Annotated in this window: 23 protein-coding genes and 1 riboswitch; of the genes, 10 read left to right on the forward strand and 13 right to left on the reverse strand. The window is 73.3% G+C overall.

All coding sequences use genetic code 11. From position 1 onward, the window contains the following. Positions 1-15: 15 nt before the first annotated feature. Positions 16-1,149, reverse strand: a complete 1,134-nt coding sequence (locus tag JOF43_RS11150; protein WP_209902030.1) for a serine/threonine-protein kinase — start codon at positions 1,147-1,149, stop codon at positions 16-18. Between the two features lie 34 nt (positions 1,150-1,183). Between JOF43_RS11150 and JOF43_RS11155 the strand changes: the two genes are divergently transcribed. Further along, positions 1,184-2,494, forward strand: a complete 1,311-nt coding sequence (locus JOF43_RS11155; protein WP_209902032.1) for a hypothetical protein — start codon at positions 1,184-1,186, stop codon at positions 2,492-2,494. Between the two features lie 13 nt (positions 2,495-2,507). Here the strand turns inward: JOF43_RS11155 and JOF43_RS11160 are convergent, their stop codons facing one another. Both JOF43_RS11160 and JOF43_RS11165 read right to left on the reverse strand, forming a co-directional pair. Further along, complete coding sequence (locus JOF43_RS11160) at positions 2,508-4,343, reverse strand: ABC transporter ATP-binding protein (protein ID WP_209902034.1); 1,836 nt, start codon at positions 4,341-4,343, stop codon at positions 2,508-2,510. Beyond that, a complete protein-coding gene (locus tag JOF43_RS11165) occupies positions 4,340-6,142 on the reverse strand; it encodes an ABC transporter transmembrane domain-containing protein (RefSeq protein WP_342592153.1) in 1,803 nt (600 codons plus the stop codon). Before JOF43_RS11165 ends, JOF43_RS11160 begins: the two co-directional genes overlap by 4 nt. A gap of 112 nt (positions 6,143-6,254) precedes the next feature. Here JOF43_RS11165 and JOF43_RS11170 point away from each other — a divergent pair, with 112 nt between their 5' ends. From JOF43_RS11170 to JOF43_RS11195, 6 genes are read left to right on the forward strand one after another with little or no spacing between them, the layout of a single operon-like run. Beyond that, entirely contained in the window at positions 6,255-6,875 is a 621-nt protein-coding gene (locus JOF43_RS11170) for a mycothiol-dependent nitroreductase Rv2466c family protein (RefSeq protein WP_209902037.1), read from the forward strand. A gap of 44 nt (positions 6,876-6,919) precedes the next feature. Beyond that, positions 6,920-7,402, forward strand: a complete 483-nt coding sequence (locus JOF43_RS11175) for a ribose-5-phosphate isomerase (protein ID WP_209902038.1) — start codon at positions 6,920-6,922, stop codon at positions 7,400-7,402. Continuing rightward, complete coding sequence (locus JOF43_RS11180) at positions 7,402-8,427, forward strand: Fpg/Nei family DNA glycosylase (RefSeq protein ID WP_209902039.1); 1,026 nt, start codon at positions 7,402-7,404, stop codon at positions 8,425-8,427. Before JOF43_RS11175 ends, JOF43_RS11180 begins: the two co-directional genes overlap by 1 nt. A 12-nt stretch (positions 8,428-8,439) precedes the next feature. Continuing rightward, positions 8,440-9,360, forward strand: a complete 921-nt coding sequence (locus tag JOF43_RS11185) for a phosphotransferase (RefSeq protein ID WP_209902040.1) — start codon at positions 8,440-8,442, stop codon at positions 9,358-9,360. Continuing rightward, positions 9,357-10,400, forward strand: coding sequence for an alpha/beta fold hydrolase (locus JOF43_RS11190; protein WP_209902041.1), 1,044 nt, complete (start codon positions 9,357-9,359; stop codon positions 10,398-10,400). The genes JOF43_RS11185 and JOF43_RS11190 overlap by 4 nt, the downstream gene beginning before the upstream one ends. A 14-nt stretch (positions 10,401-10,414) precedes the next feature. Then, entirely contained in the window at positions 10,415-10,924 is a 510-nt protein-coding gene (locus tag JOF43_RS11195) for a GNAT family N-acetyltransferase (RefSeq protein ID WP_245354082.1), read from the forward strand. Between the two features lie 11 nt (positions 10,925-10,935). Here the strand turns inward: JOF43_RS11195 and JOF43_RS11200 are convergent, their stop codons facing one another. The 6 genes from JOF43_RS11200 to JOF43_RS11225 all read right to left on the reverse strand — a co-directional run bounded on the left by JOF43_RS11200 (position 10,936) and on the right by JOF43_RS11225 (position 17,714). Further along, positions 10,936-11,367, reverse strand: coding sequence for an ankyrin repeat domain-containing protein (locus JOF43_RS11200; RefSeq protein WP_342592154.1), 432 nt, complete (start codon positions 11,365-11,367; stop codon positions 10,936-10,938). A gap of 47 nt (positions 11,368-11,414) precedes the next feature. Continuing rightward, the gene (locus JOF43_RS11205; protein WP_209902043.1) at positions 11,415-13,523 is read right to left on the reverse strand and encodes an ATP-binding cassette domain-containing protein; all 2,109 of its coding nucleotides are present in this window, start codon (positions 13,521-13,523) and stop codon (positions 11,415-11,417) included. Then, complete coding sequence (locus tag JOF43_RS11210) at positions 13,501-14,082, reverse strand: ECF transporter S component (protein WP_209902044.1); 582 nt, start codon at positions 14,080-14,082, stop codon at positions 13,501-13,503. The genes JOF43_RS11205 and JOF43_RS11210 overlap by 23 nt, the downstream gene beginning before the upstream one ends. 46 nt (positions 14,083-14,128) lie before the next feature. Next, positions 14,129-14,236: riboswitch (TPP riboswitch) on the reverse strand. A gap of 22 nt (positions 14,237-14,258) precedes the next feature. Then, complete coding sequence (locus tag JOF43_RS11215) at positions 14,259-14,825, reverse strand: hypothetical protein (RefSeq protein WP_209902045.1); 567 nt, start codon at positions 14,823-14,825, stop codon at positions 14,259-14,261. Further along, positions 14,822-16,855, reverse strand: coding sequence for a M13 family metallopeptidase (locus JOF43_RS11220; protein ID WP_209902046.1), 2,034 nt, complete (start codon positions 16,853-16,855; stop codon positions 14,822-14,824). Before JOF43_RS11220 ends, JOF43_RS11215 begins: the two co-directional genes overlap by 4 nt. A 49-nt stretch (positions 16,856-16,904) precedes the next feature. Continuing rightward, positions 16,905-17,714: a hypothetical protein gene (locus JOF43_RS11225; protein WP_209902048.1), complete on the reverse strand. Its 810-nt coding sequence runs from the start codon at positions 17,712-17,714 to the stop codon at positions 16,905-16,907. Between the two features lie 72 nt (positions 17,715-17,786). Here JOF43_RS11225 and JOF43_RS11230 point away from each other — a divergent pair, with 72 nt between their 5' ends. Further along, positions 17,787-18,845 carry an ADP-ribosylglycohydrolase family protein gene (locus JOF43_RS11230; RefSeq protein ID WP_342592155.1) on the forward strand — a complete coding sequence of 353 codons (1,059 nt, stop codon included), beginning with the start codon at positions 17,787-17,789 and terminating at the stop codon, positions 18,843-18,845. Positions 18,846-18,850: 5 nt separating this feature from the next. After that, positions 18,851-19,570 (forward strand): endonuclease/exonuclease/phosphatase family protein, encoded by a 720-nt coding sequence (locus tag JOF43_RS11235; protein ID WP_209902052.1) that lies wholly within the window; start codon positions 18,851-18,853, stop codon positions 19,568-19,570. A 9-nt stretch (positions 19,571-19,579) separates the two neighbouring features. Here JOF43_RS11235 and JOF43_RS11240 read toward each other — a convergent pair whose 3' ends face one another. Beyond that, positions 19,580-20,353, reverse strand: a complete 774-nt coding sequence (locus JOF43_RS11240; protein ID WP_209902054.1) for a PIG-L family deacetylase — start codon at positions 20,351-20,353, stop codon at positions 19,580-19,582. Next, the gene (locus tag JOF43_RS11245) at positions 20,350-21,582 is read right to left on the reverse strand and encodes a glycosyltransferase (protein ID WP_209902056.1); all 1,233 of its coding nucleotides are present in this window, start codon (positions 21,580-21,582) and stop codon (positions 20,350-20,352) included. The genes JOF43_RS11240 and JOF43_RS11245 overlap by 4 nt, the downstream gene beginning before the upstream one ends. 116 nt (positions 21,583-21,698) lie before the next feature. Between JOF43_RS11245 and JOF43_RS11250 the strand changes: the two genes are divergently transcribed. Further along, entirely contained in the window at positions 21,699-22,298 is a 600-nt protein-coding gene (locus JOF43_RS11250; protein WP_209902058.1) for a class I SAM-dependent methyltransferase, read from the forward strand. Here JOF43_RS11250 and JOF43_RS11255 read toward each other — a convergent pair whose 3' ends face one another. Together JOF43_RS11255 and JOF43_RS11260 are read right to left on the reverse strand one after the other, a co-directional pair. Continuing rightward, entirely contained in the window at positions 22,299-23,339 is a 1,041-nt protein-coding gene (locus JOF43_RS11255) for an FAD-dependent monooxygenase (RefSeq protein WP_245354083.1), read from the reverse strand. Positions 23,340-23,508: 169 nt separating this feature from the next. Beyond that, positions 23,509-24,972: an HNH endonuclease gene (locus JOF43_RS11260; RefSeq protein ID WP_209902059.1), complete on the reverse strand. Its 1,464-nt coding sequence runs from the start codon at positions 24,970-24,972 to the stop codon at positions 23,509-23,511. Positions 24,973-25,292 lie beyond the last annotated feature (320 nt).

Here is a 25,292-nt window from a genome sequence, read left to right on the forward strand (position 1 = left end):
CTCAGTCACGGGCGCTCACGCCAGGGCCGCCCACAGCAGGGCGGCGGCGCCGGCGAGGCACAGCAGCGCGATCAGCAGCAGGAGCACGCCGATCCAGGTCCCTCCCGTCCGACGCGCCGGTTGCGAGGCCGGCGGGTCGGGGACGGCGCGCTCGGTGGGAGAGCTCGCCGAGCGGGACAGGGCCGTGAGCCGCTCGTGGAGGCCCGGGGCGAGGCCGGTGAGCGAGGCGGGGCCGTCCAGCGGCACCTGGGGCAGGGCGTCCGTCGCCTCGACCCGGTCGGGGACCTCGAAGGCTCGGCCGTCGGCGGTGCGAGCCCATGCCGAGGCCGGGGCGGTCGGCGGCGGGATCCGGTCCCGGGCTTCCGCCGCGGTGGGCCGGCCCGCCGGGTCGGCCTCGAGCATCGCCTGCAGCAGCTCGCCCAGCGGCCCCATGGCCGGGTCGGCGCCGCCGGTGAGCACCTCGCTGACGCGCCGGGGGAGCTGGGCGGGCTCCAGGCGCTCCCGTGGGGGCAGCGGGGCGAGGGCCTCGAGGGCGCAGGCCGCGGCAGCCCAGACGTCCTGGGCGGCGGAGGTCCCGAGCCCCTCGAGGATCTCCGGGGCCATGAAGCCGGGGGTCCCGTGCACGAAACCGGTCTCCGTCAATCGCACGTCGGACTCGTGCAGTGCGATGCCGAAATCGGCCAGCAGCAGGTGCGGGGAGTCCTCGCCGGTGACCTCCAGCAGCAGGTTGGCGGGCTTGACGTCGCGGTGGAACCAGCGGGACGCGTGCATCGCGGCGAGGGCGTCGAGCAGCTGCCGCAGCAGCTGGGCCACCAGCGAGGGCGAGAGCGCCCCGTGGTCGGCGAGCGCCCCGGCCAGGGTGCCACCGTGGACGAGGGGCATCACCAGCACGATCGTGTCGTCCTCCGCGACCCAGGTGTAGGGCGGCAGGAGGTGGGGGTGCGCGCCCAGACCCTGGGCCGAGCCGACCGTCTGCTCACGCACGAAGCGCAGCACCTCGGCGCCGTCGCGCTGACGCATCACCTTGGCCGCGCAGACCGCTCCGTACCGACGGTCGATCGCACGCCACAGGGACCCCGAGGCGCCCCGGGCGAGGGGATCGAGCAGCTCGATGCGGCCGGCGATGACATCGGACATGATGGTGGTCATGCTAGGGCACGGTCCCATCACCCCAGGAGCGCGCATGACCCGACGACCACGGTGGACACCACTGTCCCTGGTGCTGGCGGCCGCCCTGGCGCTCTTCGGCGTCGCCCCGGCCGCCCTCGCCGACCCCACCACCGATCAGGGCGATCCTCCTCAGCACGCCTATGCCGCCGAGGGTCAGGAGATCGCCGGTGGGGACTCGCTCGCACAGGCCGCGCCGATCGTCCCCGGGATCCATCGCGACACCTTCGATCGCGGCGGCGAGGAGCAGTTCGGCGAGGGGACGACGAAGTACTACCGGGTCGCCGTCGAGGACGGGCAGCGCGTCCACGCCGCAGCGACCATCGCCGCGCCGCCGTACCCCGAGGGCCTGCCCGAACAGGACAGCCCGCTGGCCGCCGGGGTCTCCTTCGTCACCGCGGGAGGAGAGGCCTGCGAGGAGAGCGGCACCGACGACGTGGGCGAGGCCTTCACCGGGGACGGCCCGATCACCACGACGGCCGTCTCCTCCACCGTCGGGTCCGACGGATGCTCGGGCGACGAACTGTTCGTGCAGGTCACCAGGGCCGGTACGAGGTCGGCCGAGGTGCCGCTGCCGATCGAGATCCAGGTCGCCGTCCAGCCCTCCGGGCTCGGCGGCGGCAGTCCCGTGGTGGACGAGGAGATCGAGGACGCCGGGGCCTCCCCGGTCGCTCCCGCGGACTCCGCACCGATCACGCTGGGGCGCTCCTTCGCCGGGGCCGCCCCGCTCGAGCCCGGCTCGTACGTGGTCGAGCTGGTGCCCGGCGAGACCGGACTGGTCAGGATCGAGGTGCAGGAGGGCCAGCGCCTGCGATGGCGCACCGAGGTGACCTCCGCGCCGGAGCAGGAGGCGGGCACGCTCTCGCTGCGCACCTTCAACGCCGCCCGCGCACCGGTGTGGGTCGGTGAGGGCACCATGCCGCTCAGCGGCTCCGACCGGGTCGCGGGCGGGGGCATGGGTGCTCCGGTCGACCTCGGCAATCGCAGCTCCGAGCTCGAGGCGGTGCAGACCGCGTGGGTGCCGGGCACCCACACCATCCAGCTCCAGCGCCTGCAGCGCGCGGCCGACGCCGACCCGGCGGGCAACGAGCCCGTCACGCTCATCCTCACCCTCGAGGTCGAGGGAGAGGTCGCCGAGGACGCCGCGGAGAGCCCCGTGCTCGAGCTCGGGGAGACCACCTCCGGGGCGGGGGACCGGGCAGGCCTGCTCGGGATCGACGGCGGCCTGGGCCGCATCGCCCTGTTCGTCGGGGCGGGCCTGCTCACCCTGATGGCGCTGACGACCGGCACCGCCGGCGTGCTGGTGCTGCGGCTGCGCCGGGGCTGAGGCTCACCCGCGCTCATCCGCTCCAGGCCTCCCACAACCGGGCATAGACGGCGCCGCGGGCGACCAGCTGGTCATGGGTGCCCTGCTCGACCACGCGGCCGTCGGCCATCACCAGGATGCGGTCGGCGACCATCGCCTGCGAGAGCCGATGGGCGACGATGATCGTGGTGCGGCCACGGGCGATCTCGAGCGCGGCCCGCTCGAGCACGCGGGCCCCGGAGGAGCCCTCGTCGGCCGTGGCCTCGTCGAGCACCAGCACCGCCGGTTCCCGCAGCGCGACGCGGGCGAGCGCGAGCTGCTGGGACTGCTCGGCCGTGAGCCGCTCGCCCTTCTCCCCGACTTCGGTGTCCAGTCCGAGGGGCAGGCGCTGCGCCCACACCTCGGCATCGACCCGGCGCAGAGCGGCCCACAGCTCCTCGTCGGTGGAGCGGGGGCTGGCCAGGCGCAGGTCCTCCCGCAGGGTGCCGCGGAAGACGTGCACGTCCTGGCTGACGATCGAGGCATGGGCACGGATCGCCTCGATGTCCGCGTGGGCCAGATCGACACCGCCGTGCAGCACCCGCCCGTGGCGGGGGACGAGGGTGCCGGCCAGGATCGCCGCGAGCGTCGACTTGCCGGCTCCGGAGGCCCCCACCAGCGAGATCACCTCGCCCGGAGCGATGTCCAGCCCCATCGGGTGCAGCACGGTGCGCTCCACGCCGTCCTCGTCGGTGCGGTAGGCGTGGGAGACCTCCTCGAGACGGATCGAGGAGTCCGAGGGACGCTCGTCGCCGGGAGAGGCGGCCGGATCGATCGAGGAGATCACCCCGACCATGCGCGAGACGCTCGCGACCGCCGACTGCACCTCGTCGAGGTTGAAGATGACGGCCATCATCGGCCAGAACAGGCTGATCAGGTAGATGCCGGCCGCGGTGACCACACCGATGGGCGCACCCGCCACGTGCACCATCACGAAGCCGAGCACCAGCACCAGCAGCAGGGCGAGGTTCTCGGGGATGTTGATGAGCCCGACCAGGCGGCCCACCAGGTACATCACCCGCATGTTCAGCACCGAGGCGGTCTCCGAGAGCACCGCGACGTGGCGGGTCTCGCGCCGCTCGATGCCGTAGGCGTGGACGGTGGGGATGCCGTGGATCGCCGAGAGCAGGCCCTGGGCGCGGGCGCCCATCGCGATCCGTTCCCGGCGGTACAGGGGCGCGGTGCGGCGCAGGTACCAGACGGTCGCGATCGCATACAGAGGAACCACGGTGACCACCAGGATCAGCAGCCACGGCGACAGCGTCGCCATGCCGATCATCGTCACCACGACGTAGAAGCCCATCTGGATAAGCGAGGGGACCAGGTTGTTCACCGCGCGTGCGGCCACGTCGACGTCGTCGGCCACCCGGGAGAGGGCGTCGCCGATGCCGGTGCGCTCCATGGTCTGCGCAGGCAGGTCGAGGGCGCGGTCGATGACGTCTTCGCGCATCCCCGCCAGGATCCGCTGGCCCAGGGCGGAGACCATCGACCAGCCTGCCGCGGCCAGCACCGCCTGCACCAGGCCCACGCCCAGGATCTGTGCGCCCAGCCGCCAGGCGTCCGCGGTGGTGCCGCCCCCGCCCGCCACCACGTCGACCGCCGCGCCGATGAGCCGGGGGAGGATCGCCGCGGCGGCGGCACCGCCGATGGTGACCAGGCCGGTCACCAGGGCGGCGCCCCAGTGCTCGCGGAGCTTGCCGAGCATGAAGGTGAGGGTGGCCCCGGCGCCGGCGATGGGCAGCAGCTGCGCATGCTCGGCGAGCTGGCGCCGAGCGGTGGCGTCCTGGGCCAGGACCTCCTCGAGCGGGCGCTTCCAGTCGATGTCGCTCATCGCTGCACCATCTCCCGGTAGTCGTCGTGCTCCATGAGGTCGAGGTGACCGCCCTCGGCGGCGATCCCGCCGTCGCGCAGATGCACCACCCGGTCCGCCGCCCGCAGCAGGGCGGGGGAGCGGGTGACCACGAGCGTGGCCCGGTCGGTGCGACGGCGGGCTGCGACCAGCGCCTCGGCGATGGCCTGCTCGGTGACCGCGTCGACCGCGGTGGTGGGGTCCTGCAGCACCATCACGGGGGTGTCCGCCGCGACGGCGCGGGCCAGGGCGATCCGCTGGCGCTGACCGCCGGAGAGGTTGGAGCCGCGATCGAGGATGCGCGAGTCGTACCCCTCGGGCAGGATCCGCAGCATGTCCTCCGCGCCCGCGGCGCGCAGGGCGGCGTCGGCCCAGGCGTCGTCGCTGCCGTCGGTCGCCGTGCCGTCCGGGGCACGAGTGGCCAGCTGCTCGCGCAGGGTGCCGTCGAAGAGGTCCACCACGTGCGGTTCGACCAGCAGGTCGCTGCGCAGTCCCGCGCGCTCGACCGGGGAGATCGCGGTCGTGCCCACGAGGGCGCCGGCGTCGTGGTGCCCGCTGACGGCATCGATGATCGCCTCACCGTCACGTACATCGGAGCAGGCCACGGCCACGAACGAGCCGTCGGGCACGCTGAGGCCGTACTCGGGCAGGTGCAGTCCGCCGGCACCGCCCCGGCGCTGCTGCGGGGCGCCGGCGCCGTCCCCGCGGTCGTCGCGGGCGACGGAGAGCGCGTCCAGGGTGAGGCCCGGGTCGTCCACGTCGCGCCCGAGATCAGTGAACAGGTCGCGCACACGCCGGGCGGAGGTGGACATGCTCGCCCACCACACCGGGATGTTCGACAGTCCCTGGAGCGACCCCATGACCTGACGGGCCACGCCGACCACGGCGATCAGCGCTCCGATGCCGAGCTCTCCCTGCAGACCGCGGAGGGTGGCGATCAGCACCACGGCGGCGAGCATCGCCCCGGTCACCAGGGTGGTGAGACCCGAGGAGATGCCGGAGTAGCGGGCGTTGACCAGCGCCGCCTCGAGGGCCACCCGGGAGCGGCGGCGGTAGTGCGCGCGGGCCCGCGACTGCACGCCGAGGCCCTGCAGCACCCGCAGGCCGTGGACCAGGTCGGTGGCCGTGGCGGCGGCCTCGGCTGCCTCGCTCTGCTGGGCGTCGTAGCGCCGGGACAGGGTCGGGGTGATTACGCGGACCACGAGGACCATCACCACGATGCCGGCCAGCATCGCGGCACCGAGCCACACGTCCTGCAGGGCCATCCAGCCCGTCGCCCCGAGGATGACCAGGCCGGAGGGGAAGAGCCACGGCAGCATGTCCAGCACGTCGGAGGCCTTGTCGGCGTCCGAGGTGGCGATCGAGAGCACTTCGCCGGCAGGGCGCCGGACCAGACGTGAGCGGGGGTCGAGCACCGCGCCGGTCAGGCCCACGCGCAGCCGGTGGCGCTCGTACATGCAGGCCTTCTGGCTCTCGACGAAGGTGTAGATCCACAGCAGCATCCCGATCAGGCGCACCCCGATGAGGACCGCCGCACCGATCAGCGTGACGGCGAGGTCCCCGGCGACGATCCCGCGGTCGATGACCATGCCCAGCAGGATCGGCATGACCATCTCGGCGGCCTCGGACACTGCTGCCAGGGGCAGCACGACCGCGAGCATCCGGGGGTGATTGCGCACGACGGAGGCCAGCACCCCGGGCCGGCGCGCGGCAGGGGTGCGGGACTCGGAGGCAGGGTCGGCTGCCGTGGACGGCTCCACGAGGGTCGAGGTATCGGACACCTGATAGATCCAACCCTGACGGGGGTCCAGGTGCAACGTGTTTTCCTCCCCGATCCCCGCAGCGCTCGACGGTGACAGAATGAGCGGACCGACCCCGACCCGAGGAGCTGCCATGAGCGAGAGATCCGTCGAGCTGTTCGTCGACCCCGTCTGCCCCTTCGCCTGGATGACCAGCCGATGGCTGCTGCACGCCGCCGCGGTCCGGGACATCACGCCGACGTTCTCGGTGATGTCCCTGTCCGTGCTCAACGAGGGGCGCGACCTCGATGAGGGCTACCGCCGGATGCTCGATGACGCCTGGGGCCCGGCGCGGCTGTCGATCGCCATCCACCGCCAGGAGGGCGCGGAGGCCTTCGCCCGCTGGTACAGCGCCTGGGGCGAGCGTTATCACGTGGGCGGACAACAGGAGGATCGTCGCGCCGTCGCCGAGCAGGCCCTCGCCGCCGCCGAACTGCCCGCCTCCCTGATCGAGGCCTACGAGCCCGTCGCGGGCGATGTCCTCGACGTGGCGCTGCGCGCCTCGCACGACGGGGCGATCTCCCGCGTCGGCGAGGACGTCGGCACCCCGGTGATCTCCTTCGGCGGGGGCACGGCCTACTTCGGCCCCGTGGTCTCCCCGGCCCCGAAGGGGGAGGAGGCCGGCCGTCTGCTCGACGCACTGGCCACCATGGCCGAGATCGACGGCTTCTACGAGCTCAAGCGCACCCGGGCCGACGGCGTCGACCTCAGCTGACGCCGCCCCGGTCCCCGCCCCACCACAGAGAGAGACACCCCGACATGCGCGTGCACATCGGCACCGACCACGCCGGCTTCGAGCTGAAGAACCGGCTGGTCGCGGCATTGCAGAAGAAGGGCCATGAGGTCACCGACCACGGTGCCCACCACTACGACGCCCTCGACGACTACCCGCCGTTCTGCACCGACGTGGGCGAGGCCGTGGTGGCCGGGCCGGGATCCTTCGGAGTGGTCATCGGCGGCTCCGGCAACGGCGAGCAGATCGCCGCGAACAAGGTGACGGGGGTGCGCGCCGCCCTGGTGTGGAACGAGGACACCGCCCGCCTCGCCCGCCAGCACAACGATGCCAACGTGATCTCCGTCGGCGCACGCCAGCATTCGGAGGAGGAGCTGGAGAACCTCATCGACCTGTTCCTCGCCGAGCCGTTCTCCGGCGAGGAGCGCCACCAGCGCCGCATCGACCTGATGGCCCGGTACGAGGAGACGGGCGGCTACGGCGGGTCCGCCTCGCCCACGCAGCCGTAATGCCGGAGGGCCACACCGTCCACCGGCTCGCCGCGGCCCTCGAACGCAGCTTCGGCGGACAGCGGGTGCGCGCCTCGAGTCCCCAGGGCCGCTTCTCGGACGCGGCCGAGCTGGACGGACTGGTGCTGCTGGGCGCCGAGGCGGTCGGCAAGCATCTGTTCCTCCCGCTGGCGCCGTCGGCCGACGTCGCAGCGGACTCCCCGGTGGTGCTTCACGTGCACATCCACCTCGGTCTGTACGGGTCGTGGACCTTCGCCGGGGACCCGGGCTTCGCCGACGCCCACGCGATCGGAGCACCGCGCCTGCGCGTGGGCGAGCAGGAGGAGGCGGTCGGTGCGGACTGGCGCCGCCTGGTGCCGCGCCCGACGGTGCGCCTGCGCCTCGCCGGGCCGAGCGGGCTCGCGGACCTCACCGGACCCGCCACCTGCGAGGTGCTCGACGCCGTGGGCCGGCAGGCGGTGCTGGACCGGCTGGGCCCGGACCCGCTGCGCCCCGATCCCGACGGGGCGGGGCGGCGACGCTTCGCGGAGAGGGTGCGCCGCTCCCGCACCACGATCGGTGCTCTGTTGATGAACCAGCAGGTGATCGCCGGGATCGGGAACATCTACCGGGCCGAGGCCCTGTTCCGCGCCCGGCTGGATCCTCAGGTGCCGGGCACGGACCTCAGCGCCTTCCTGCTCGAGGACCTATGGGAGGACCTGGTCGCGCTGCTGGCCTACGGCGCCCGCACCGGGCGGATCGTCACCACCGAGCCCGAGCACCGTGATCTCGAGGCCCGGATCCTCGAGCGCTCGCGCGGCACCCGGCAGAACGGTGACGAGGACGCCGGCGTCGTGCCGCGCGAGAAGTCGTTCTACGTCTACCACCGCCAGACGCTGCCCTGTCGCCTGTGCGGCACCACGGTGCGCTCGCAGGACCTGGCCGCCCGTACCGTCTTCTGGTGCCCGCGCTGCCAGCGTGTGCGCAGCCGGCGCTCGAACTGGACCCGCGAGCACCCCGCCGCCGCGTGGGCGCTGTCCTCGTGAGAGCGTAGGACGATGCGCACCCCGCCCCGCTCCCCGTCGGCCACCGAGGTGCTGGACGCGGTGCGGCGGCACTGGCTCCCGGGCGCGGAGACGGCCGTGCACCTGCCCGTGGGGTTCGGCGCCCACCACTGGCGGATCGAGGCCGCGGGCGGACCCGCGCTGTTCGCCACCCTCGACGAGCCCTCGCCCACCCGCTCGGCGGCCTCCTTCGAGGCCGCCTACGAAGCGGCGCGGGCGCTCCAGGACACCGGCCTGGCCGGTGTCCTGGCACCGCGGGAGTCGGTCGACGGCCGGGTCCTGACGGAGGTCGGGATCGGGCTGCTCAGCGTGACCTCGTGGCACAGCGGGCGCACCCCCACCGAACGGGAGGCCCGCGGCGGGGCCCACGTGGCCCGCACCCTCGAGCTGCTGAGGGCCCTCCACGGCGCCCCGCCGCCCGGTGCCCTGCAGCGCTGGGCGCCCCGCGTCGGAGGCGATCTCGCACGCCGGGTCGAGGCCGTGACGGACGGCCCCTGGACGTCGGGCCCGCTGGGCGAAGAGGCGCGAGGGCTGCTCCGTGCCGGTCTCGCACGGATAGGGCAGGCGGAGCGGCGCTACCGCGAGCTCCGGGCACGCGAGGAGGCGCGGTCCGCGCACCGGGTGCCGACCCACGGCGAACCGCACTGGGCCAACCAGATGCTCACGGACGCCGGCACGCTGATCCTGGTGGACTGGGAGACCCTCGCCGCGGCCCCGCGGGAGCGCGACCTCGCCGCGCTGCCGGAGGCCGTCCAGCGCGCCGAGGGCGCCGACCCGGGGATGCTCGAGCTGTTCGCGCTCGAGTGGACGCTCAGCGAGGTGGAGGAATACCTGCGATGGTTCCGCGCCCCTCACACCGGCACCGCCGACGACCGCATCGCCCTGCGCGGGCTGCGTGAGGAGCTCCAGCGATGACCTCGACCCAGCCGCCCGCCGTGACCCGCAGCGGCCTGCTCGCCGTCGGCGAGGACCAGGAGATCTACTGGGAGCACAGCGGCGCTGCGGACGGCGTGCCCGTCCTGTACCTCCACGGCGGGCCAGGGGGCCGGCTCGGCGCCGGATACCGCCTCCATGCCCCGGCCGGGCAGAGTCGGCTCATCGGTCTGTCCCAGCGCGGGGCCGGTCGCTCCACACCGCCGGCCGGTGCCCCCGGGCCGGTGGACCTCCGGAGGAACACCACGGCGCACCTGGTCGCCGATCTCGAGGTCCTGCGCGAGCACCTCGGGATCGAGGCGTGGATCCTCCAGGGCGCCTCCTGGGGGAGCACGCTGGCCCTCGCCTACGCCCAGGCGCATCCCCGACGCACGCTCGGCGTGCTGCTGTTCGCCGTGACCAGCACCTCGCGCCGCGAGGTCGACTGGATCACCGAGGGCGTCGGGGTTCTGTACCCCGAAGCCTGGGACATCTTCGCGCGCTTCGCCGAGACCCACGACGGCTACGACCGACACGACCGGTCACCGGGCAGGCTGCGCCTGGTCGAGTCCTACCGGCGGATGGTCACCTCGGGCGATCCTGCCCTCGAGGACGGGGCCGTGCGGGCGTGGATGACGTGGGAGGACGAACACATCCGCCTCGGAGCGCCCGGGGCCGCCGGCACCCATGCGGTGCCCGCGGACCAGGAGGTCACCGAGTACGCGCGGGGCTTCGTGCGGCTGGCCACCCACTACTGGGCCCATGACGGCTTCGTCGCGGACTGGGCCACGCCGTGGGGAGCCGCGCCGGGCAGCGGGCTGCTGGGCGGGATGGGCCGCCTCGCCGGGATCCCGGGCGCGCTGATCCACGGCCGACGGGACGTCTCGGGCCCCGCGCTCACCGCCTGGGAGCTGCACCGGGCCTGGCCGGGCAGCGAGCTGGTCATCCTCGAGGACGAGGGCCACGGTGGTGCGGGCATGGTCGCGCAGTGGAGGACCTCCCTGGCACGGATGGTCGAGGCGGCCGCCACCTCCCGTGGATGAGTACCCTGGCGCTCATGCCTGACCCCGTGACCCACTCCGAGGCGGTGCTGCGACGCGGCCCCGTGGCCGACCTCGACCCCCGCACCCTCTACCTGCTCGCCAAGCTCCGCCAGGACGTCTTCTCCCTCGAGCAGGGCGCCACCGACCCGGACCTCGACGGGCGGGATCTGGAGGGGACCACCACGCTGGTGTGGATCGAGGTGGCGGGACCGGGAGCGGAGGCGGCCGGGCTGGAGCGCGAGCCCGCCGCCCACACCCGGGTGCTGCGCGAGGCCGACGGCACGCTGCGCATCGGCCGGGTCGCGGTGCGCGCCGCCGAGCGCCGTCACGGGTTCGGCGGGCGCGTGATGCGGGAGAGCCTCGCCCTCGCGCGCGAGATCGATCCGCAGGCGGAGGTGCACGTCGACGCCCAGGCATACCTCGAGCGGTGGTACCAGGGGCTCGGCTTCGAGCCGGTCGGGGCGCTGTTCCTCGAGGCGGGCATCGAGCACGTGCCGATGGTGCTGCGCCCGCGGTCCGACTGAACCGGCCGCGATCAGCCTTCGGTGCGTCGGGCCTGCGCGATGAGGGCGGTGATCTCCTCGCGCTCGAAGTACTGCGCGGTCTCGGCCGCGCTCGGGGTGCCCAGATCCGGGTCGGCCCCCGCTTCGAGCAGCTCCCGCGCGACGTCGGCGGTGCCCTTGAAGGCGACCCCGGCCAGCGGTGACTGCCCGCGGTCGTTGGTCAGGTCCACGTCACCGCCGCGCGCGGCGAGCTCGCGCACCAGGGTCGCGTGCCCGTGGTAGGCGGCGAGCATGAGCGAGGAGTTGCCGCCGCCGTCGCGCAGGTTCACCGGGGCGCCCTGGTCGATCAGTGACAGCAGGGTGTCGGCGTCGCCGCTGCGGGCCGCCTCGAGCATCGTCGTGGCCAGGGCGATCACTGCTTCGTCCTCGGCGGCGGTGGGCTGGGGCCGGGTGTCCTCGTTCACGGTCCCAGGCTACGACGCAGCTCCCGGGGATGCACCCGTGCGTCTGCTCACGCCACCAGCACGGCCGCGACGGCGGGCCAGACCAGAAGGGCGATCCCCAGCAGCACACCGAGCACGTCGGCCCGACCGAACTCGCTGGGCTCGGCCCAGGTGCGGTGCGTGGCAGCGGCGAAGCCGCGGGCGTCCATGGCCAGCGCCTGCTGCTCCGCGCCCCGCAGGGTGTCCACGAGGAGGGCGAGGGTCGCGCCCGCCAGCAGCCGCGGCGACCGGGCTGTGCCCAGCCCGCGCTGGATCCGGGTACGGGTGATGATCTCCCATTGCCGCCCCAGATGACCCACTCTGACCAGGGCGAGGACCACGGCGACGACCGGGCGTGCGGGCAGGTGGAGCCGGCCGCCGAGCGCATCGCCGAGGGCGGTCGGGGACACGCTGCCCAGCGCCAGCACGCCGGGGGCGACGAAGACGGTGATCCGCGCGGCCTCCTTGAGGCCCAGCAGCCAGGCCGCGCCCGACAGCGGCGGCGCCTCACCCAGCAGCGCGGTGGTCCAGGCGAGGGACGCGGCAGACAGCAGGATCGGTGCCAGGCGGAGCAGGCCTCCGCGTACGGAGCGGACGGCGAGCGGTCCCAGCAGCACCAGGGGAAGGAGCGCGAGCAGGCCGCCCTGCCAGGTCTGGACCGCGAAGGAGCCGATCGCGGCGAGGATCCCGATCAGGCACAGGGTCAGCGGATTCAGAGCGTCGGCCGGGATCCTCCGCCGCGGACGGGGCGGCGCCGGATCCTCCGGTGGGGGCGACGGCAGCTCGACGCGCTCGGCGGCTCGGGCGATCAGCGCGGGATCATGCGAGGCGGCCAGCACCGCGCAGCCGCGCGCGGCGGCGTCCCCCACCAGGTCCAGGACCTCCGCGCGCCGCCGGGCGTCGAGGCCGACGGTGGGCTCGTCGAGCACCAGCAGTTCGGGCTCCTGCGCCAGGGCCGCGGCGATCGCGACCCGGCGCTGCTCGCCGCCCGAGAGACGGTGGGGATTCGCCCGCGCCAGGGCGGAGAGCCCGGCGCGCTCGAGCAGCCGATCGGCCAGCTGCTCGTCCTCGGCCCAGGGGGAGGCCAGCAGCTCCTCACGCACGGTCGGGGCGACGAAGGAGTGCTCGGGGTCCTGGGGCACGACCGCGAGATGGTCGGGTGCCGGGCCCCGGGCGGTGCCGAGGGCGGGCCGTGCCGTCCCGGTCAGGACGCGCAGCAGGGTGGTCTTGCCCGCGCCGCTGGGACCGGTGAGGACGCTCAGGCGGCCCGCGCGGGCCTCGAGGTCGACCGCCCGGGTGATCCCCCGCTCGGGCACGGTGACCCCGTCCAGCGCGGCGACCACCTCCGCGGCGCGGCCCGGAGAGCTCGAGGGCGGAGCCACCGGCGCGGGCGGCTCGTCGACGGGACCCTCGAGGATCCCGGCCTCGATCAGCGCCGCACGGTGCGCGTCCAGGGCGGTGGCGGCATCGACGTCGAGCAGGACGCGGGCCTGCGGTCCGAGCACCACGAGTCGGTCGACCCGAGGGAGCCAGGGCTCGATCCGGTGCTCGGCGACCACCAGGGTGCGCTCCTCGGCGGCGGCGAGGATCGCCTCCCGCACCTGCGCGGCGGTCGCCGCATCGAGCATGCTCGTCGGCTCGTCGAGCAGCAGCACGTCCGGACTCAGCGCGAGCGATCCCGCCAGGGCGACGCGCTGCTGCTGGCCACCGCTGGCCTCGAGCGGTGCCCGACCGGGGTCCAGGTCCGCCCGCGCCGCCGGCAGGGCGGCCGCGACCCGGTCGTGGATCACGGGGCGGGGCAGAGCGGCGTTCTCGGGCCCGAAGGCGACATCCCGCGCGACCGTGGCCGAGACCAGGGCGTGGGCGGGGTTCTGCAGCAGCAGAGCGCGCTCCCCGGGTCGCTCGGGGGCGTTCAGGAGGCCGGTGCCCTCGCCGGCCTCCTCCTCGAGCAGACCGGCGAGAGCGCGCAGCACGGTCGACTTCCCGCTGCCGCTGGCCCCGGCCAGCAGCACCCTCTGACCGGCAGGGATCGCGAGCTCCAGAGCGGCGACCGTCGGCTCGGCCCGCGTGTAGGGCCGCCAGGTGAGGCCGGAGAGGATGAGCTCCCCGGCCACCTCAGGCCTCGGTGGCGCGGACATGCTCACGTCCCGACGGCAGGGAGTCCACGGCGCCGGTCGCCGCCAGCGCCCGGGAGGCCGCCCAGCCCAGGCCACCGGCCAGCACGGCGCCGGAGAGCAGGAAGAGGACCAGCAGGATCAGGGCGTACGGCCAGCTCATCTCCGGGTAGTAGGCGAAGCGCTCCCAGACCCATTCCAGGGCCCCGGAGAGGATTCCGCCGAGGACCGCGACGGGCAGGGTGAAGCGACGGTAGCGGAACAGGGCGAAGGCCAGCTCGACCCCACCGCCCTGCAGCAGGCCCGAGATCGCGGTGCCCCAACCCCATTGGCCGCCCAGCAGCATCTCCAGCAGCGAGGCGACCATCTCGGCGAGCAGGGCCGCGCCCGGCCGGCGGACGATCAGGGCCGCCAGCACCGCCGGCAGGAACCAGATCCCCGCCAGCAGGCCCTCGGCGGGCTTGAACGCGGCCGTCAGCGGCCCGATGAGGGTGTACAGCTGGCCGTACCCCAGGAAGGCGACCCCGAAGGCCGCCCCGATCAGTACGGTGACCAGCAGGTCGAGGGTGCGAAAACGCGTCATCACTTCTCCTTCCACGAGCGGAAGGGGCGCGGGACGCCGACGGCACCCCACGGAAATCCCGACTCCCTACGCCGGTGTGAGCCGGATCAGGTTCGAGGGTCTGCGCCGGATCGCGCACTCTCAGCACCGTGGAGGTGCTCCCCTGTCAGTGGATGACCGCCCGCCAGTCTAGCCCGTCAGCGGCGGGCCCGGATCGCCTGATCGATCGCCTCCGCCGTGCCCTCCACGTCCACGGGGGAGAGCACGTAGTTGGTGCCGGAGCGGCCGATGATCTCGACCAGGGTGCCGGCCCGGGTGACCATCATCCGGTGGGGCTGCTGCCGCTCGCCGGTGGTGAAGATCTTCCGGTCCCCGACGGGGGTCAGCTCGGCGGGGGTCGAGGGGGCGACCCTGCCGCGACGCCAGCCGTAGCCGCCCAGGGTCACGCCGACCGTGTTGGCCGCCAGCGTGCGGTACTGCACGGTGCGGAAGTCCTCCAGGGGCCAGCTGGGGCGCGGCAGGAAACCGCCGAGGGAGACGGTCACCCCGCGCTCGTCGACGACGAAGCGGGAGTGCTGGCCCATCCAGGTCCACAGCGTCAGCAGGGCGAACAGGCCCGCGATCACGAGCCCTGCCAGCAGACTGCTTCGGCTGGCCATCAGGAGGGTGACGATCACCCCGGCCAGGGCGGTCAGCCCGATGCGGGTCCACCCGACCCCGGAGGGCCGGGTGGTGCCGACGTAGAAGGGGGCCTCCGGTCTCACCAGATCGTCACACGCTGCTCGGGGGCGCGGTACATCCCGTCGCCCTCGCGCACGTCGAAGGCGTGGTGGAACTCCTCGAGGTTCGAGACCACCGTGTTGCAGCGGAACTCCATCGGGGCGTGCGGATCCACGGCGAGGCGGCGGATCCCCTCCTGGGGGCGGTTCTTGCCCCGCCACACCGTCGCCCACGACAGGAACACCCGCTGCAGGCCGTTGAAGCCGTCCAGGACCGCATCGGCCTCGTCCTGCGCACGGCTGCCGCGGTAGGCCTTCAGCGCGATGGAGAGCCCGCCGAGGTCGCCGATGTTCTCCCCGATGGTGAGGGCGCCGTTGACGCGATGGGAGTCGTCGAGATCGCGCGGGGAGAGCTCGGAGTACTGGGCGATCAGCATCGCCGCGCGCTCCTCGAAGGCCTCCCGGTCCTCGTCGGTCCACCAGGAGACGAGGTTGCCGTCACCGTCGTACTTCGAGCCCTGGTCGTCGAAGCCGTGGCCGACCTCGTGACCGATGACCGCGCCGATGCCGCCGAAGTTCACGGCGTCCTCGGCCTCGGCGTCGAAGAACGGGGGTTGGAGGATGGCGGCGGGGAAGACGATCTCGTTGCGACCGGGGTTGTAGTAAGCGTTGACCGTCTGCGGGGTCATGTGCCACTCGGTCTCGTCGATCGGGCCACCGACCTTCGCGTACTCGAAGTCGGCGTCGAAGCGGCGGGAGGCGCGCACGGTGGCGACCAGGTCGTCGGGGACGATCTCCAGGCCGTCGTAGGTCCGCCAGCTCTCGGGGTAGCCGATCTTCGCGGTGAACTTCTCCAGCTTCGCCAGCGCCTTCTCGCGGGTGGCCGGGGTCATCCACTCCAGGGAGGTGATGGAGCGGCGGTAGGCGACCATGAGGGCGTCGACCAGGTCGGTCATGCGCGCCTTGTGGGACGGCGGGAAGTGACGGGAGACGTACTCGCGGCCGACGGCGAAGCCCACGGCGCCCTCGACGAAGGCGACGGCGCGCTTCCACCGCTCGCGCAGCTCTTCGGCACCGGAGAGCACCTTCCCGGAGAAGGCGAAGTCCTCCTCGACGAGGGCCGCGGGGAGGTACGGGGCGTAGGCGGCGACCGTGTGGAGGGCGAGCCAGGTGCGCAGCACCGCGAGGTCCTCGCCGGCCAGCAGCCCGGCGGCGGCGGCGACGAACTCCGGCTGGCCGACGGAGACCACCTCCACGGCCCGGGCGGGCGCACCGGAGCCCTCGAGGTAGGCGTCCCAGCAGAAGGACGGGGCGAGCTCCCGACGCTGGGCCGCGTCCATCGGGTTGTAGGACTTCTCGCGGTCGCGCAGCCGCACGACGTCGACGTGGCAGGCGGCCAGGCGGGTCTCGAAGTCCATCACCGCGCCCGCCAGGGCCTCGGCGTCTCCGGACAGCAGCCCCGCGCGACCGGGCAGCTGCGCGAGACGGGCGAGGTTCGCGAGGTGGCCGGTATAGGCCTCGCGGATCTCGGCGTAGTGGTCCTCGCGGTAGTAGGACTCGTCGGGCAGTCCCAGGCCGCCCTGGTGGAGCTTGACCTGATAGCTGGTGGAGTCGTGGTCGTCGGTCCAGACGTAGGCCAGCAGCGCGCTGGCGCCGGAATCGGGGGCGGCCATGGTGCGGGTGATCGCGGCGAGGTCCTCGCTCGCGGTGACGGTGGCCAGGAGGTCCTCGAGCGGGGCGGTGCCGGCGCGCTCGATCGCCTCGGTGTCCATGAACATCCGGTAGAGAGCGCCGACACGGCCGTGGTCGGTGGTGGGGGCGAGGCCGGGGCCCTGGGACGCGACCTCGGCCGCGGCCTCCTCGACGATCTCGCGCACCCGCTGCTCGGAGAGGTCCCGCAGCTGGTGGAAGGCGCCGTCGCTGGAGCGGTCCGCGGGGATCTCGTGGGAGTCCAGCCAGGCGCCGTTGACGTGACCGAAGAGGTCGTCCTGGAGCCGGAGGGCGGGATCGACCTCGGTCAGCGCGAGGCCGGATCGGGCTGTCGAGGGGGACGTGGCGGAGGGGGCAGTGGTCATCGTCGGCTCCTGCAGGGTGATCGGAGGGGGTCGGAGAGCTCGGGGCGGGTCAGAGGGCGAGCAGCCCGAGCGAGGCGAGGGCCAGCGTGAGCAGGCCGATCGCCAGAGGTGCGTAGGCCCACGGCGAGCGGGAGCGTTCCGCGGGGGCGCGGCGCTGGAGGACCAGCGTGGACAGGCCGGAACCGATGGACAGCACCGCGGTGCCGATCACCAGGACCGGGGAGAGGATCACCAGGACGGTCGCGCCGACCTGGAAGGTGAGCGTGCCCACGACGTCCAGCAGGCGCATCACCACGGTGGAGCGGGCGCCGACCCGTTCGGCCAGCAGCGTGGCGACGGCGTCCTGGGACCAGCCCGAGGGACGCGCGATCCGGCGCCGGGTGGAGACGGTCTGCGCGGTCGCCAGGGCCAGCCACACCAGGGCGGCACCCGCTCCGACCCACACGCCGAGCTCGGCGCGGATGTCGCCGGGCCACAGCAGCAGCGCCAGCAGTGTCGCGGCGACGCGCAGCACCTCCTCGAGTGCACTGCGCACCGCGAGCAGACCCGGGTTCACGGCCAGCTGCTTCCGGGTGCGGGCGACGAACAGGCTGGTCAGCACGAGAGCCACGAGGTGCGTCGCACCCAGGCCGATGCCCAGCAGCAGCACGGTGGGGCTGGTGGGGGCCAGCGGCAGGATCGCCAGCAGCAGGACCACGCCGAGCACGGGGAGGACCAGGGTGAGGATCGACAGGCCCTTGACCAGGTCCTGGACCAGGTCGGAGCCCGTCGGCGGATGCTCGTGATCGCTGTGGTCGTGCGGGTCCCCGCAGTGGGGATCGGCGGGCTGGTCCGTGGACCTGCCGGGGGTGTCGGTCATGGGGCTCCTTCGAAGTCGTCACCAGGGTACTGGGGTCAGGGAGTGCGGACGCAGGTGTGGAACGATGATCACGTGACGACAGACGCTGCGACGACGACGGAGACGGGGCTGACCCCCGAGCAGCGCCGACGTGCGGCCGGATCGGTGGTCGCGGCCGCGACCGGTGATGCCCTCGGCGCCCCCTACGAGTTCCAGGCCCCGGTGGTCGATTCCGAGGACATCGACATGATCGGTGGCGGGGTCCTCGGCTGGCAGCCGGGGGAGTGGACGGACGACACCGCCATGGCGATCGTCGTGCTGGAGGCGGCGATCTCCACGTCGAACCGCCATGACCTGCGGATGGAGACCGCGCAGGATCAGATCGCGCGCGAGTGGTACTCCTGGTCGCTGGGCACTCCCGACATCGGCACGCTCACCTCCCACGTGATCCGTCGCGCCTCGGACCTCGCCCGGGACACCGGCCACTACGCGCCGCGGGCGGCCGATTTCCGGGCCGCCGCGATCGCCGCGCACGAGGAGCTCCCGGCCAATGCCGGCAACGGATCGCTGATGCGCACCCACGCCGCGGTGCTGCCCTACCTGCTGTCCTCGGACGACGACGCGGCCGAGGGCATCGACGTGGTGTGCCGTCTGACACACGTGCATCCCGACACCACCGAGGCCTGCATGCTGTGGGGCTTCGCGGTGAGGCACGCCATCCTCACCGGGGGGATCGACGTCCGCCGCGGGCTGTCCCGGCTGCCCGAGGACCGTCGGGAGCTGTGGACCGAGCGGATCGCGGAGGCGGAGACCGGCACCCCCGCGCTGTTCCGCCGCAACGGCTGGGTGGTCGGCGCCTTCCAGGCCGCCTGGGCCGCCGTGACCGGCGTCGGCCCGATCCCGGAGGGGAAGTTCGCCCAGCGCGACACCCTGGTCGCGGCGCTGGAGTCCGCGGCCCGCGCCGGGTACGACACCGACACCGTCGCCTGCATCACCGGCGCCCTGATCGGGGCCGCGCTCGGTCCCAAGGCCGTGCCCCCGGAGTGGCGGCGCGTGCTGTTCGGCTGGCCGAGCTACGAGATCGACGAACTGATGGGCCTGGTGGAGCGGATGCTCGAGCCGATGGCCGCACCCGAGGACGAGGGGCGCTGAGCGCGATGGACGAGACCGGCGGCTGGGATCTGCGGATCATGGCCTGGAACCTGTGGGAGCTGCGGGGCGACCTGCACGCCGTCGTCGAGACGCTCCAGGACCTGCGGCCCGACGTGCTGCTGCTGCAGGAGTCGCCCCGGTTCGTGCTGCCGACGACACGGCTGAGCTGGCTCGCCCGGCAGATCGACCGGAGGGTGCTCCTCGGCGGCCTCGCCGGGCGGGGGCTGGCGGTCCTCACCACTGACGACGTCGCCGCCCAGGTGATCCGTCGCCGTCTGCAGCCGGTGCCTCAGCGGATCACGGACCTGAACTCGACCTACCCGCGCGGGATCGCCGCGGTCCGGCTCTCGGTGCCCGGTGGCGGGGCGGCCGTCGTCGCCTCGACCCATCTGGCGCTGCAGGAGGACAACCGCCTGGTCCACGCCGCGCAGCTGGCCGAGCTGGTGCGCGGGGCCGGGGCGCCGGCCATCATCGGCGGGGACCTGAACGAGACCGCGGACGGAGCGGCGCGGCAGGCGCTCGAGCCGCTGCTGAGCGACCCCGCCGCGCAGACCGAGCACACCTTCCCCGCGAGCGGCCCGGTGCGCCGCATCGACGCGGTGCTGACCACCGAGGACGTCCGGGTGCGAGCAGCGCACGCAGTGACCTCGAGCGACCGGGTCCCGGTGGAGCGCCTGGCCGAGGCGTCGGATCATCTGCCGACGCTGCTGGACGTCACGCTGTGACGTCGCTGCTCACGCCCTGACGCGCAGTCCCGTCCGCAGGGCCACGAGGTCGTCCTGCCCGCCGACGTGCCGGATCCTGATCCCCTCGGCGTCCGTGCCGAGAACGGTGAGCTGCGTGCGATAGGAGTCCACCGCCGCGCGGACCGCCTCGGCCGTGCCGGGATGGTCGCGCCGGTGGAACCCGGCGGAGGCCGCGGGCTCGGGGGCGCTGGAGACCTCGAGCATGACGGTGCCGGCGCGGGCGCAGGCCGCAGCGGTCACGTGATGGGCACGGACGTGATCGGGGTGCCCGTAGGTGCCCTCGTCGTCGTAGCCGATCACGACGTCGGGACGCACGTGCTCGAGCAGCGCGATCAGGTCCTCGGTCGCCTCCTCGAGCGGCCTGTGGGTGAAGCTGTCGGAGCCGGCGCTCGCGGAGGGCCCGGCGAGGCCCTCGCGGATCCACTGCATGCCGGAGTCGCGGTAGGTGCGGGGCGCGGCGCCCGGGGCCAGGGCTGGCGGCGTGCCGAGCACGTGGCGGGCGGCGAGGCCCAGGCGCGCAGTGGCGGCGTCGATCTCCGCCTCGCGGATCAGTTCGAGCGGGCGATCCTCGTCCTCGGCGATGGCCCCGGGGACGATCTCGCCCTCCTCGCCGCGGGTCGCGGTCACCAGCTCGACATGGGCACCGGCGGCGGTGAGCGAGGCCAGCAGGGCACCGGTCGAGAGCGACTCGTCGTCGGGATGGGCGTGGACGACGAGCACCTTTCCGGCGTCGTCGAGCAGCTGCCAGGGATCTGTGCTCATGCGGTGGCTCCGTCGGTGCTCCCGTGGGCCTCGAGCCGGCGTGCGTAGAGCGCGGCGAGGGACTCCGCGGCGGCCTCCCAGGTCCGGGTGGCGGCGAACTCCCGGGCGGAGCGGACGGCGGCGTCGTAGCGGTCGGCATCCTCGAGCAGCGACTGCACGGACTCGGCCCACACGTCAGGATCGCGGCTGGTCAGCACCACGCCCTCGCCGGGGTCGATGGCCTCCTGCACACCGCCGGCGCAGCGCCAGGCGACGACGGGGGTGCCGCTGGCCTGCGCCTCGAGGGCGACCAGCCCGAAGGTCTCGGACCAGCTGGTCAGCAGCAGCACACCGGCGCAGCGCATCTCCTCGGCGAGCTCGTCCCGGCCCAGCGAGCCGACGAACTCCACGAGATCGGCGACCCCGAGCTGCTCCGCCCGGTCCCGGAGCTCGGTGAGGTAGTCCACGAAGTCCTGCGAGACCCCGCCGGCGAGCACCAGACGGGCACCGAGCGCAGGGTCCAGATGGGCGAGGACCTCGAGCGCGAGGTCGGGGGCCTTGAGCGGCTGCAACCGAGCGGTGAACAGCAGCGTCGGGCGATGCCGCCGGGTGCCGATGTCGGTGCAGGGACGGAAGCGGTCCACGTCCACGCCGGGGCGTACGACGCTGAGCCGCTCGCCGGGGATGCCGTAGCGCTCGGAGACCGTGCGGGCCTCCGCCTCGGAGACGGCGACGACCAGATCGGAGCCGGCGGCGACGAACTGCTCGCCGGGGATGCGTCCGGAGGATTCTGCGGGCTCCCCGGCATCGAGGCCCTCGGCGTTCTCCGGTGCGGCGACGGAGTGGAAGGACTGCAGGTGGGGCAGGTGCAGCTCGCGGGCGAGGGGGAGCGCCGCGACGCCGCTGAACCAGTGGTGGGAGTGGACGAGGTCGTAGGAGCCGTCGGCCAGGTGGGGGTGGAGGGCGTCCCGGAACGGGGTGATCGCCTGCTCCATGTCGCTCTTGGCGAGCGGCTCGGCCGGGCCCGCGTCGAGATGGTGCAGGCGCAGCCCCTCGGCGATCTCGACGACGGCGGGGGCGTCGGCGTGGTGACGACGGGTGAACAGGTCCACCTGGTGCCCCAGGCGGGCCAGTGCCCGGGACTGCTCCAGGACGACGACGTTCATGCCGCCGGCATCGGCGCCGCCGGGCTCCTCGAGAGGTGAGGTGTGCAGGGAGATCGCGGCGATGCGCAGAGCGGCGGCAGGCATACCCGCCATCCTAGGCGGGCGGATCCGGGGGCAGTTGTTCGCCCGTGACGAAACAGAGGGCGTCCTGTGTCACGGGAAGTTGAAATGGCGCAGGTGTGTCATAGAGCCTGATTTGCATGGATACGGCCGAGAAGGTGGATTGGGCGGCATTGAACGCCCATGCGGCGGGCCGCCCTGCCCGTCGCCTCGTGGGGAAGGCGATCGCGGCGGCCGGTGGTGACCGCCAACCGGGCGTCGTCCTCGATCTCGGCGCCGGCGCCGGTGCCGATTCCCTGCAGTTCGCGCGCCGCGGGTGGACGGTGCACGCCTATGACACCGACGACACCCTCGCCGCCCGGCTCGTCGAGAACGAGCGGATGCCCGGTGCGGTGGAGTTCCACCACGTCGACATCGCCGAGGTCGAACAGTTCCCTCCGGCGCAGATCGTGTACTCGACCTACACCCTGGGTCTGCTCGGGCCGACGGCTCTGCCCGAGACCTGGGCGAAGCTGGTCGCCGCACTGCCGCGCGGCGGGGTGATGGCGGTCGACATGTTCGGGACGAACGACACCTGGGCGGGCCGCGCGGACATCGCCACGCTGCCGCTCCACGAGATCGACGAGATGTTCCAGGGCTTCCAGATCATCGATCGCACGGTGCGGGACGAGGACGGCCGCTTCCTGGCGGACAAGAAGCACTGGCACGTCATCACGACCCTCGCGCGCAAACTGCGCTGATCACAGCGGGCTGAGACGCGCGAACCCCCTGAGCACCCGGTCGCGCAGACCGGCGCGCTCGTCCGCCATCGCCAGCGACATCATGGCGGCCGAGCCGAGCCGCCAGGCCTGATCCACCGGCGCGCGACGCCGGGCATAGGTGCGCAGGGCGGCCGGAACACTTCCACGATCCCGGAGCGCCGCCGCGAGCGCGTCGGCGTCCTCGAGCGCCGTGTTCGCCCCGTGCCCGAGATGGGGGGCCATCGCGTGGGCGGCGTCCCCGAGCAGTGCCACGTCCTGCCGAACCGGAAGCACCGGCGGAGCGGTGTGGATGCCGTGGACGAGGGTGGTCTCCGGGCGCACTGCCTCCAGGAGGGCGCCGATCGGGCCCCGGCGATCGCCGATGACCGCACGCAGGTGGGCCAGATCCTCCGTCACCGATGAGGTGCGGTGCTCTGGGACGCAGGCGAACCAGTTGGTGCCGGCCCCCTCGGTGCCGGCCAGCGGGGTGATGCCCACCAGCCAGCCGCCTCCCCAGGTCTCTGTCACCTCGGGCGGTTCGATGTCGGCGGTCCCGCGCAGCACGGTCAGCCCGTGACTCCGGGCGACGGCACCGGGCCACCCGGAGCGGCGCACCAAGGAGTGCACGCCATCGGCGCCGAGGAGCAGGTCAGCGTCCTCGCGCAGCGGGCGCACGTCATCGACCCGACGACTGCTGGTCCGGACCGTGCCGGGCACCGCCTCCTGGAGGATCCGCACCAGATCGGAGCGCGCGACGAGGAGCGTGTCCCCCGCCGGAACGGTGACGATCACGCGTCCATCGATCCCGCGCAGGGAGCCGGAACGCGGAGCGGCCGAGACCTCCCGCACTGCGTCCAGCACCTCGAGCCGGCGTAGCACCTGCTGGGCCGAGCGGAACATCCCCAGAGCCGTCCCCACGGACGGGACCTCGAAGTGTTCGTCGATCAGCTCGACGTCGTGGCCATCGGCGGCGAGGGCGATCGACGCCGCGAGACCGGCCACGCCCGCGCCGAGGACGCGGATCCTCAGAGACCGGCTCATAGGACGTCGCTCCTTCCTCGCTCGGGGCGGACGGGGACTGCGGATCGGGCGGCGACCCCGGCCCGTCCGACCCTACTGCGGGGCCCGGCGGGTCGAGAAAAGTCATCGTGGGGCCGAGCAGACGTGGAGTGAGGGAGACGCCGTAGGCGCCGTGAGGGCTGGTCCATGCCTAGCCGCGTGGCCGCGAGATGCCCCGGGGTGAGGGTTCCGCGCCCTCGGAGCCGTCGGCGGTCTCCTCCGCTCCCAGCGGCGCGAGGTCCCACAGGCCGAGCTCCTTGAGCAGGTTGCAGCGCACGCACAGTCCCTGTCCGTTGGCGTAGCTGGTCGGCCCGCCGCGATGATGCGGTTCCACATGGTCGATCTGGCGGATGACCGCGTTGCACCACGGCGTGCGGCACGTGACGTCCCGCCAGCGGATCATCCGGGCGAGACCGGCGGGGAAGGCACGAGCACGGGACTCCATGCCGACCAGCTCACCGGTGCTCGGCTGCATGTACAACCGCCGATAGAAGGCGCTCACCTCCTCGTCGGCGTGGGAGTCCTCGGAGGTGCGCAGGAAGCCCGGCGGGGTACCGCGCAGGGTGTCGGTGACGACATGGGCGGGGATCGCGCCGTAGCCCTCGAGGCGAGCGCATTCGGCATCGTCGCCGCGACCGAGCAGCGCCGTGTCGGAGATGACGATGCCGACGTCCAGGCCGGGCGTCGTGCGCGGGCGTGTCGTCTCGCCATCGTCGCGCGCGCCGCCGGCCAGTGCGCCTTCCACGAGAAGATCCGCCTCGAGCGCGGGGACGGAGTCCTTCGCGCCGGCGGCGCGCAGCGACTCGGCGCCCCGGTGGAGGGTCCGCATCACCCCGGCCGCATCGATCCCGCGCAGCACGGCGCTCACGCGGGCCATTCCGTCGGCCAAGGGCGTCAACGTCACATGCCGCCTGCGGGCGGCTCGTTCGGCCCGGTCGCGGGACTTCTCGGGCTCGAGCTGCTGGACCAGCTGCTGGATCTCGTCGCGGAGTCTGCGATCGCCGGTGCCCTTGAGGGAGAGCGGGTCGGCACCGACGAGCTCATCGATGCGGGCGATGGTGTCCGCATCCGCGTCGGACAGTGCGCGCGCCAGGGTGGACGCCTTCCATGGGGGCATCCGTCCGTCACGGAGGAGGTCGTGGACGACCGGCATCTGCTGGACCAGCCGTCGCGCCGAGGCGAGGGAGAAGGAGGAAGACGACGTGGAGACACGGCGGGCCAGCCCGATCTCGTGCGCAGCGCCCTGTCCCTGCTCTGCGGCACCTGCCTCCCGCTGCCTGTCGGACTCACGGATCCGCTGCTCCGCCCTGACCTGCCAGACGGCGTCGAGCGACGCCATGGCCGATCGCAGGTGATCCAGACCGCCGAGCACGGCCAGCGCCTCCTGCGCTGTGCCCGGAGCGGTCTCGGGCAGAGGATCCCGTACGGAGACCGTCCTCGTGAAGCCCTGGAGAGTGGCGGCGAGGAGCTCGGCGAGCACCATCCGGGCCTCGGGGCTGCCGTCCAACTCGGCGAATCGTTCGGCGACGGCGCACAGGGGATCGTCCGCCGACGTGGGGACCCCGGGATGGGGGTCCTCCTCGTCGGGGCGGGCCCCGCTGTGCGTCGTGTCCATTCTTCGAGCGTACGCGCGTTCGAAACAAAGCGGAAGGCCCGGGGATGATTATGTGGATACCTTGGAAGGTGTGGATGGAATGGTGGAAAGGTCACCTGTGTGGAGGAAGGATGGCGAGGAATAATCCAGGCGAGTGGACGCGTCGAGCTCGAGGCCTGCTCGGGGCGCGCGAGGCCATGAGCTGCTTGAAGGGTGAGAGGGGCCCGTTCGCGCGAGATGCCGGAAGTGTGGGTGCTGGACCAGACTCCGGGGGCGTGCGGAATGCTGTGTCAAGCCCGCCCGCGATTCTGTGGAAAAAATGCGGTGGGGAGGAACGGTGA

The organism is Brachybacterium sacelli (assembly GCF_017876545.1).
GTDB lineage: Bacteria > Actinomycetota > Actinomycetes > Actinomycetales > Dermabacteraceae > Brachybacterium > Brachybacterium sacelli.

What these genes read in the sequence shown, in the direction of transcription:
- JOF43_RS11250 (WP_209902058.1), top strand. Translation starts at nt 21,699, where the DNA reads ATGGATACGGCCGAGAAGGTGGATTGGGCGGCATTGAACGCCCATGCG.
- JOF43_RS11155 (WP_209902032.1), top strand. Translation starts at nt 1,184, where the DNA reads ATGACCCGACGACCACGGTGGACACCACTGTCCCTGGTGCTGGCGGCC.
- JOF43_RS11255 (WP_245354083.1), bottom strand. Translation starts at nt 23,339, where the DNA reads ATGAGCCGGTCTCTGAGGATCCGCGTCCTCGGCGCGGGCGTGGCCGGT.
- JOF43_RS11235 (WP_209902052.1), top strand. Translation starts at nt 18,851, where the DNA reads ATGGACGAGACCGGCGGCTGGGATCTGCGGATCATGGCCTGGAACCTG.
- JOF43_RS11195 (WP_245354082.1), top strand. Translation starts at nt 10,415, where the DNA reads ATGCCTGACCCCGTGACCCACTCCGAGGCGGTGCTGCGACGCGGCCCC.
- JOF43_RS11190 (WP_209902041.1), top strand. Translation starts at nt 9,357, where the DNA reads ATGACCTCGACCCAGCCGCCCGCCGTGACCCGCAGCGGCCTGCTCGCC.
- JOF43_RS11150 (WP_209902030.1), bottom strand. Translation starts at nt 1,149, where the DNA reads ATGACCACCATCATGTCCGATGTCATCGCCGGCCGCATCGAGCTGCTC.
- JOF43_RS11210 (WP_209902044.1), bottom strand. Translation starts at nt 14,082, where the DNA reads ATGACGCGTTTTCGCACCCTCGACCTGCTGGTCACCGTACTGATCGGG.
- JOF43_RS11160 (WP_209902034.1), bottom strand. Translation starts at nt 4,343, where the DNA reads ATGAGCGACATCGACTGGAAGCGCCCGCTCGAGGAGGTCCTGGCCCAG.
- JOF43_RS11245 (WP_209902056.1), bottom strand. Translation starts at nt 21,582, where the DNA reads ATGCCTGCCGCCGCTCTGCGCATCGCCGCGATCTCCCTGCACACCTCA.
- JOF43_RS11175 (WP_209902038.1), top strand. Translation starts at nt 6,920, where the DNA reads ATGCGCGTGCACATCGGCACCGACCACGCCGGCTTCGAGCTGAAGAAC.
- JOF43_RS11180 (WP_209902039.1), top strand. Translation starts at nt 7,402, where the DNA reads ATGCCGGAGGGCCACACCGTCCACCGGCTCGCCGCGGCCCTCGAACGC.
- JOF43_RS11205 (WP_209902043.1), bottom strand. Translation starts at nt 13,523, where the DNA reads ATGTCCGCGCCACCGAGGCCTGAGGTGGCCGGGGAGCTCATCCTCTCC.
- JOF43_RS11220 (WP_209902046.1), bottom strand. Translation starts at nt 16,855, where the DNA reads ATGACCACTGCCCCCTCCGCCACGTCCCCCTCGACAGCCCGATCCGGC.
- JOF43_RS11240 (WP_209902054.1), bottom strand. Translation starts at nt 20,353, where the DNA reads ATGAGCACAGATCCCTGGCAGCTGCTCGACGACGCCGGAAAGGTGCTC.
- JOF43_RS11185 (WP_209902040.1), top strand. Translation starts at nt 8,440, where the DNA reads ATGCGCACCCCGCCCCGCTCCCCGTCGGCCACCGAGGTGCTGGACGCG.
- JOF43_RS11260 (WP_209902059.1), bottom strand. Translation starts at nt 24,972, where the DNA reads ATGGACACGACGCACAGCGGGGCCCGCCCCGACGAGGAGGACCCCCAT.
- JOF43_RS11170 (WP_209902037.1), top strand. Translation starts at nt 6,255, where the DNA reads ATGAGCGAGAGATCCGTCGAGCTGTTCGTCGACCCCGTCTGCCCCTTC.
- JOF43_RS11225 (WP_209902048.1), bottom strand. Translation starts at nt 17,714, where the DNA reads ATGACCGACACCCCCGGCAGGTCCACGGACCAGCCCGCCGATCCCCAC.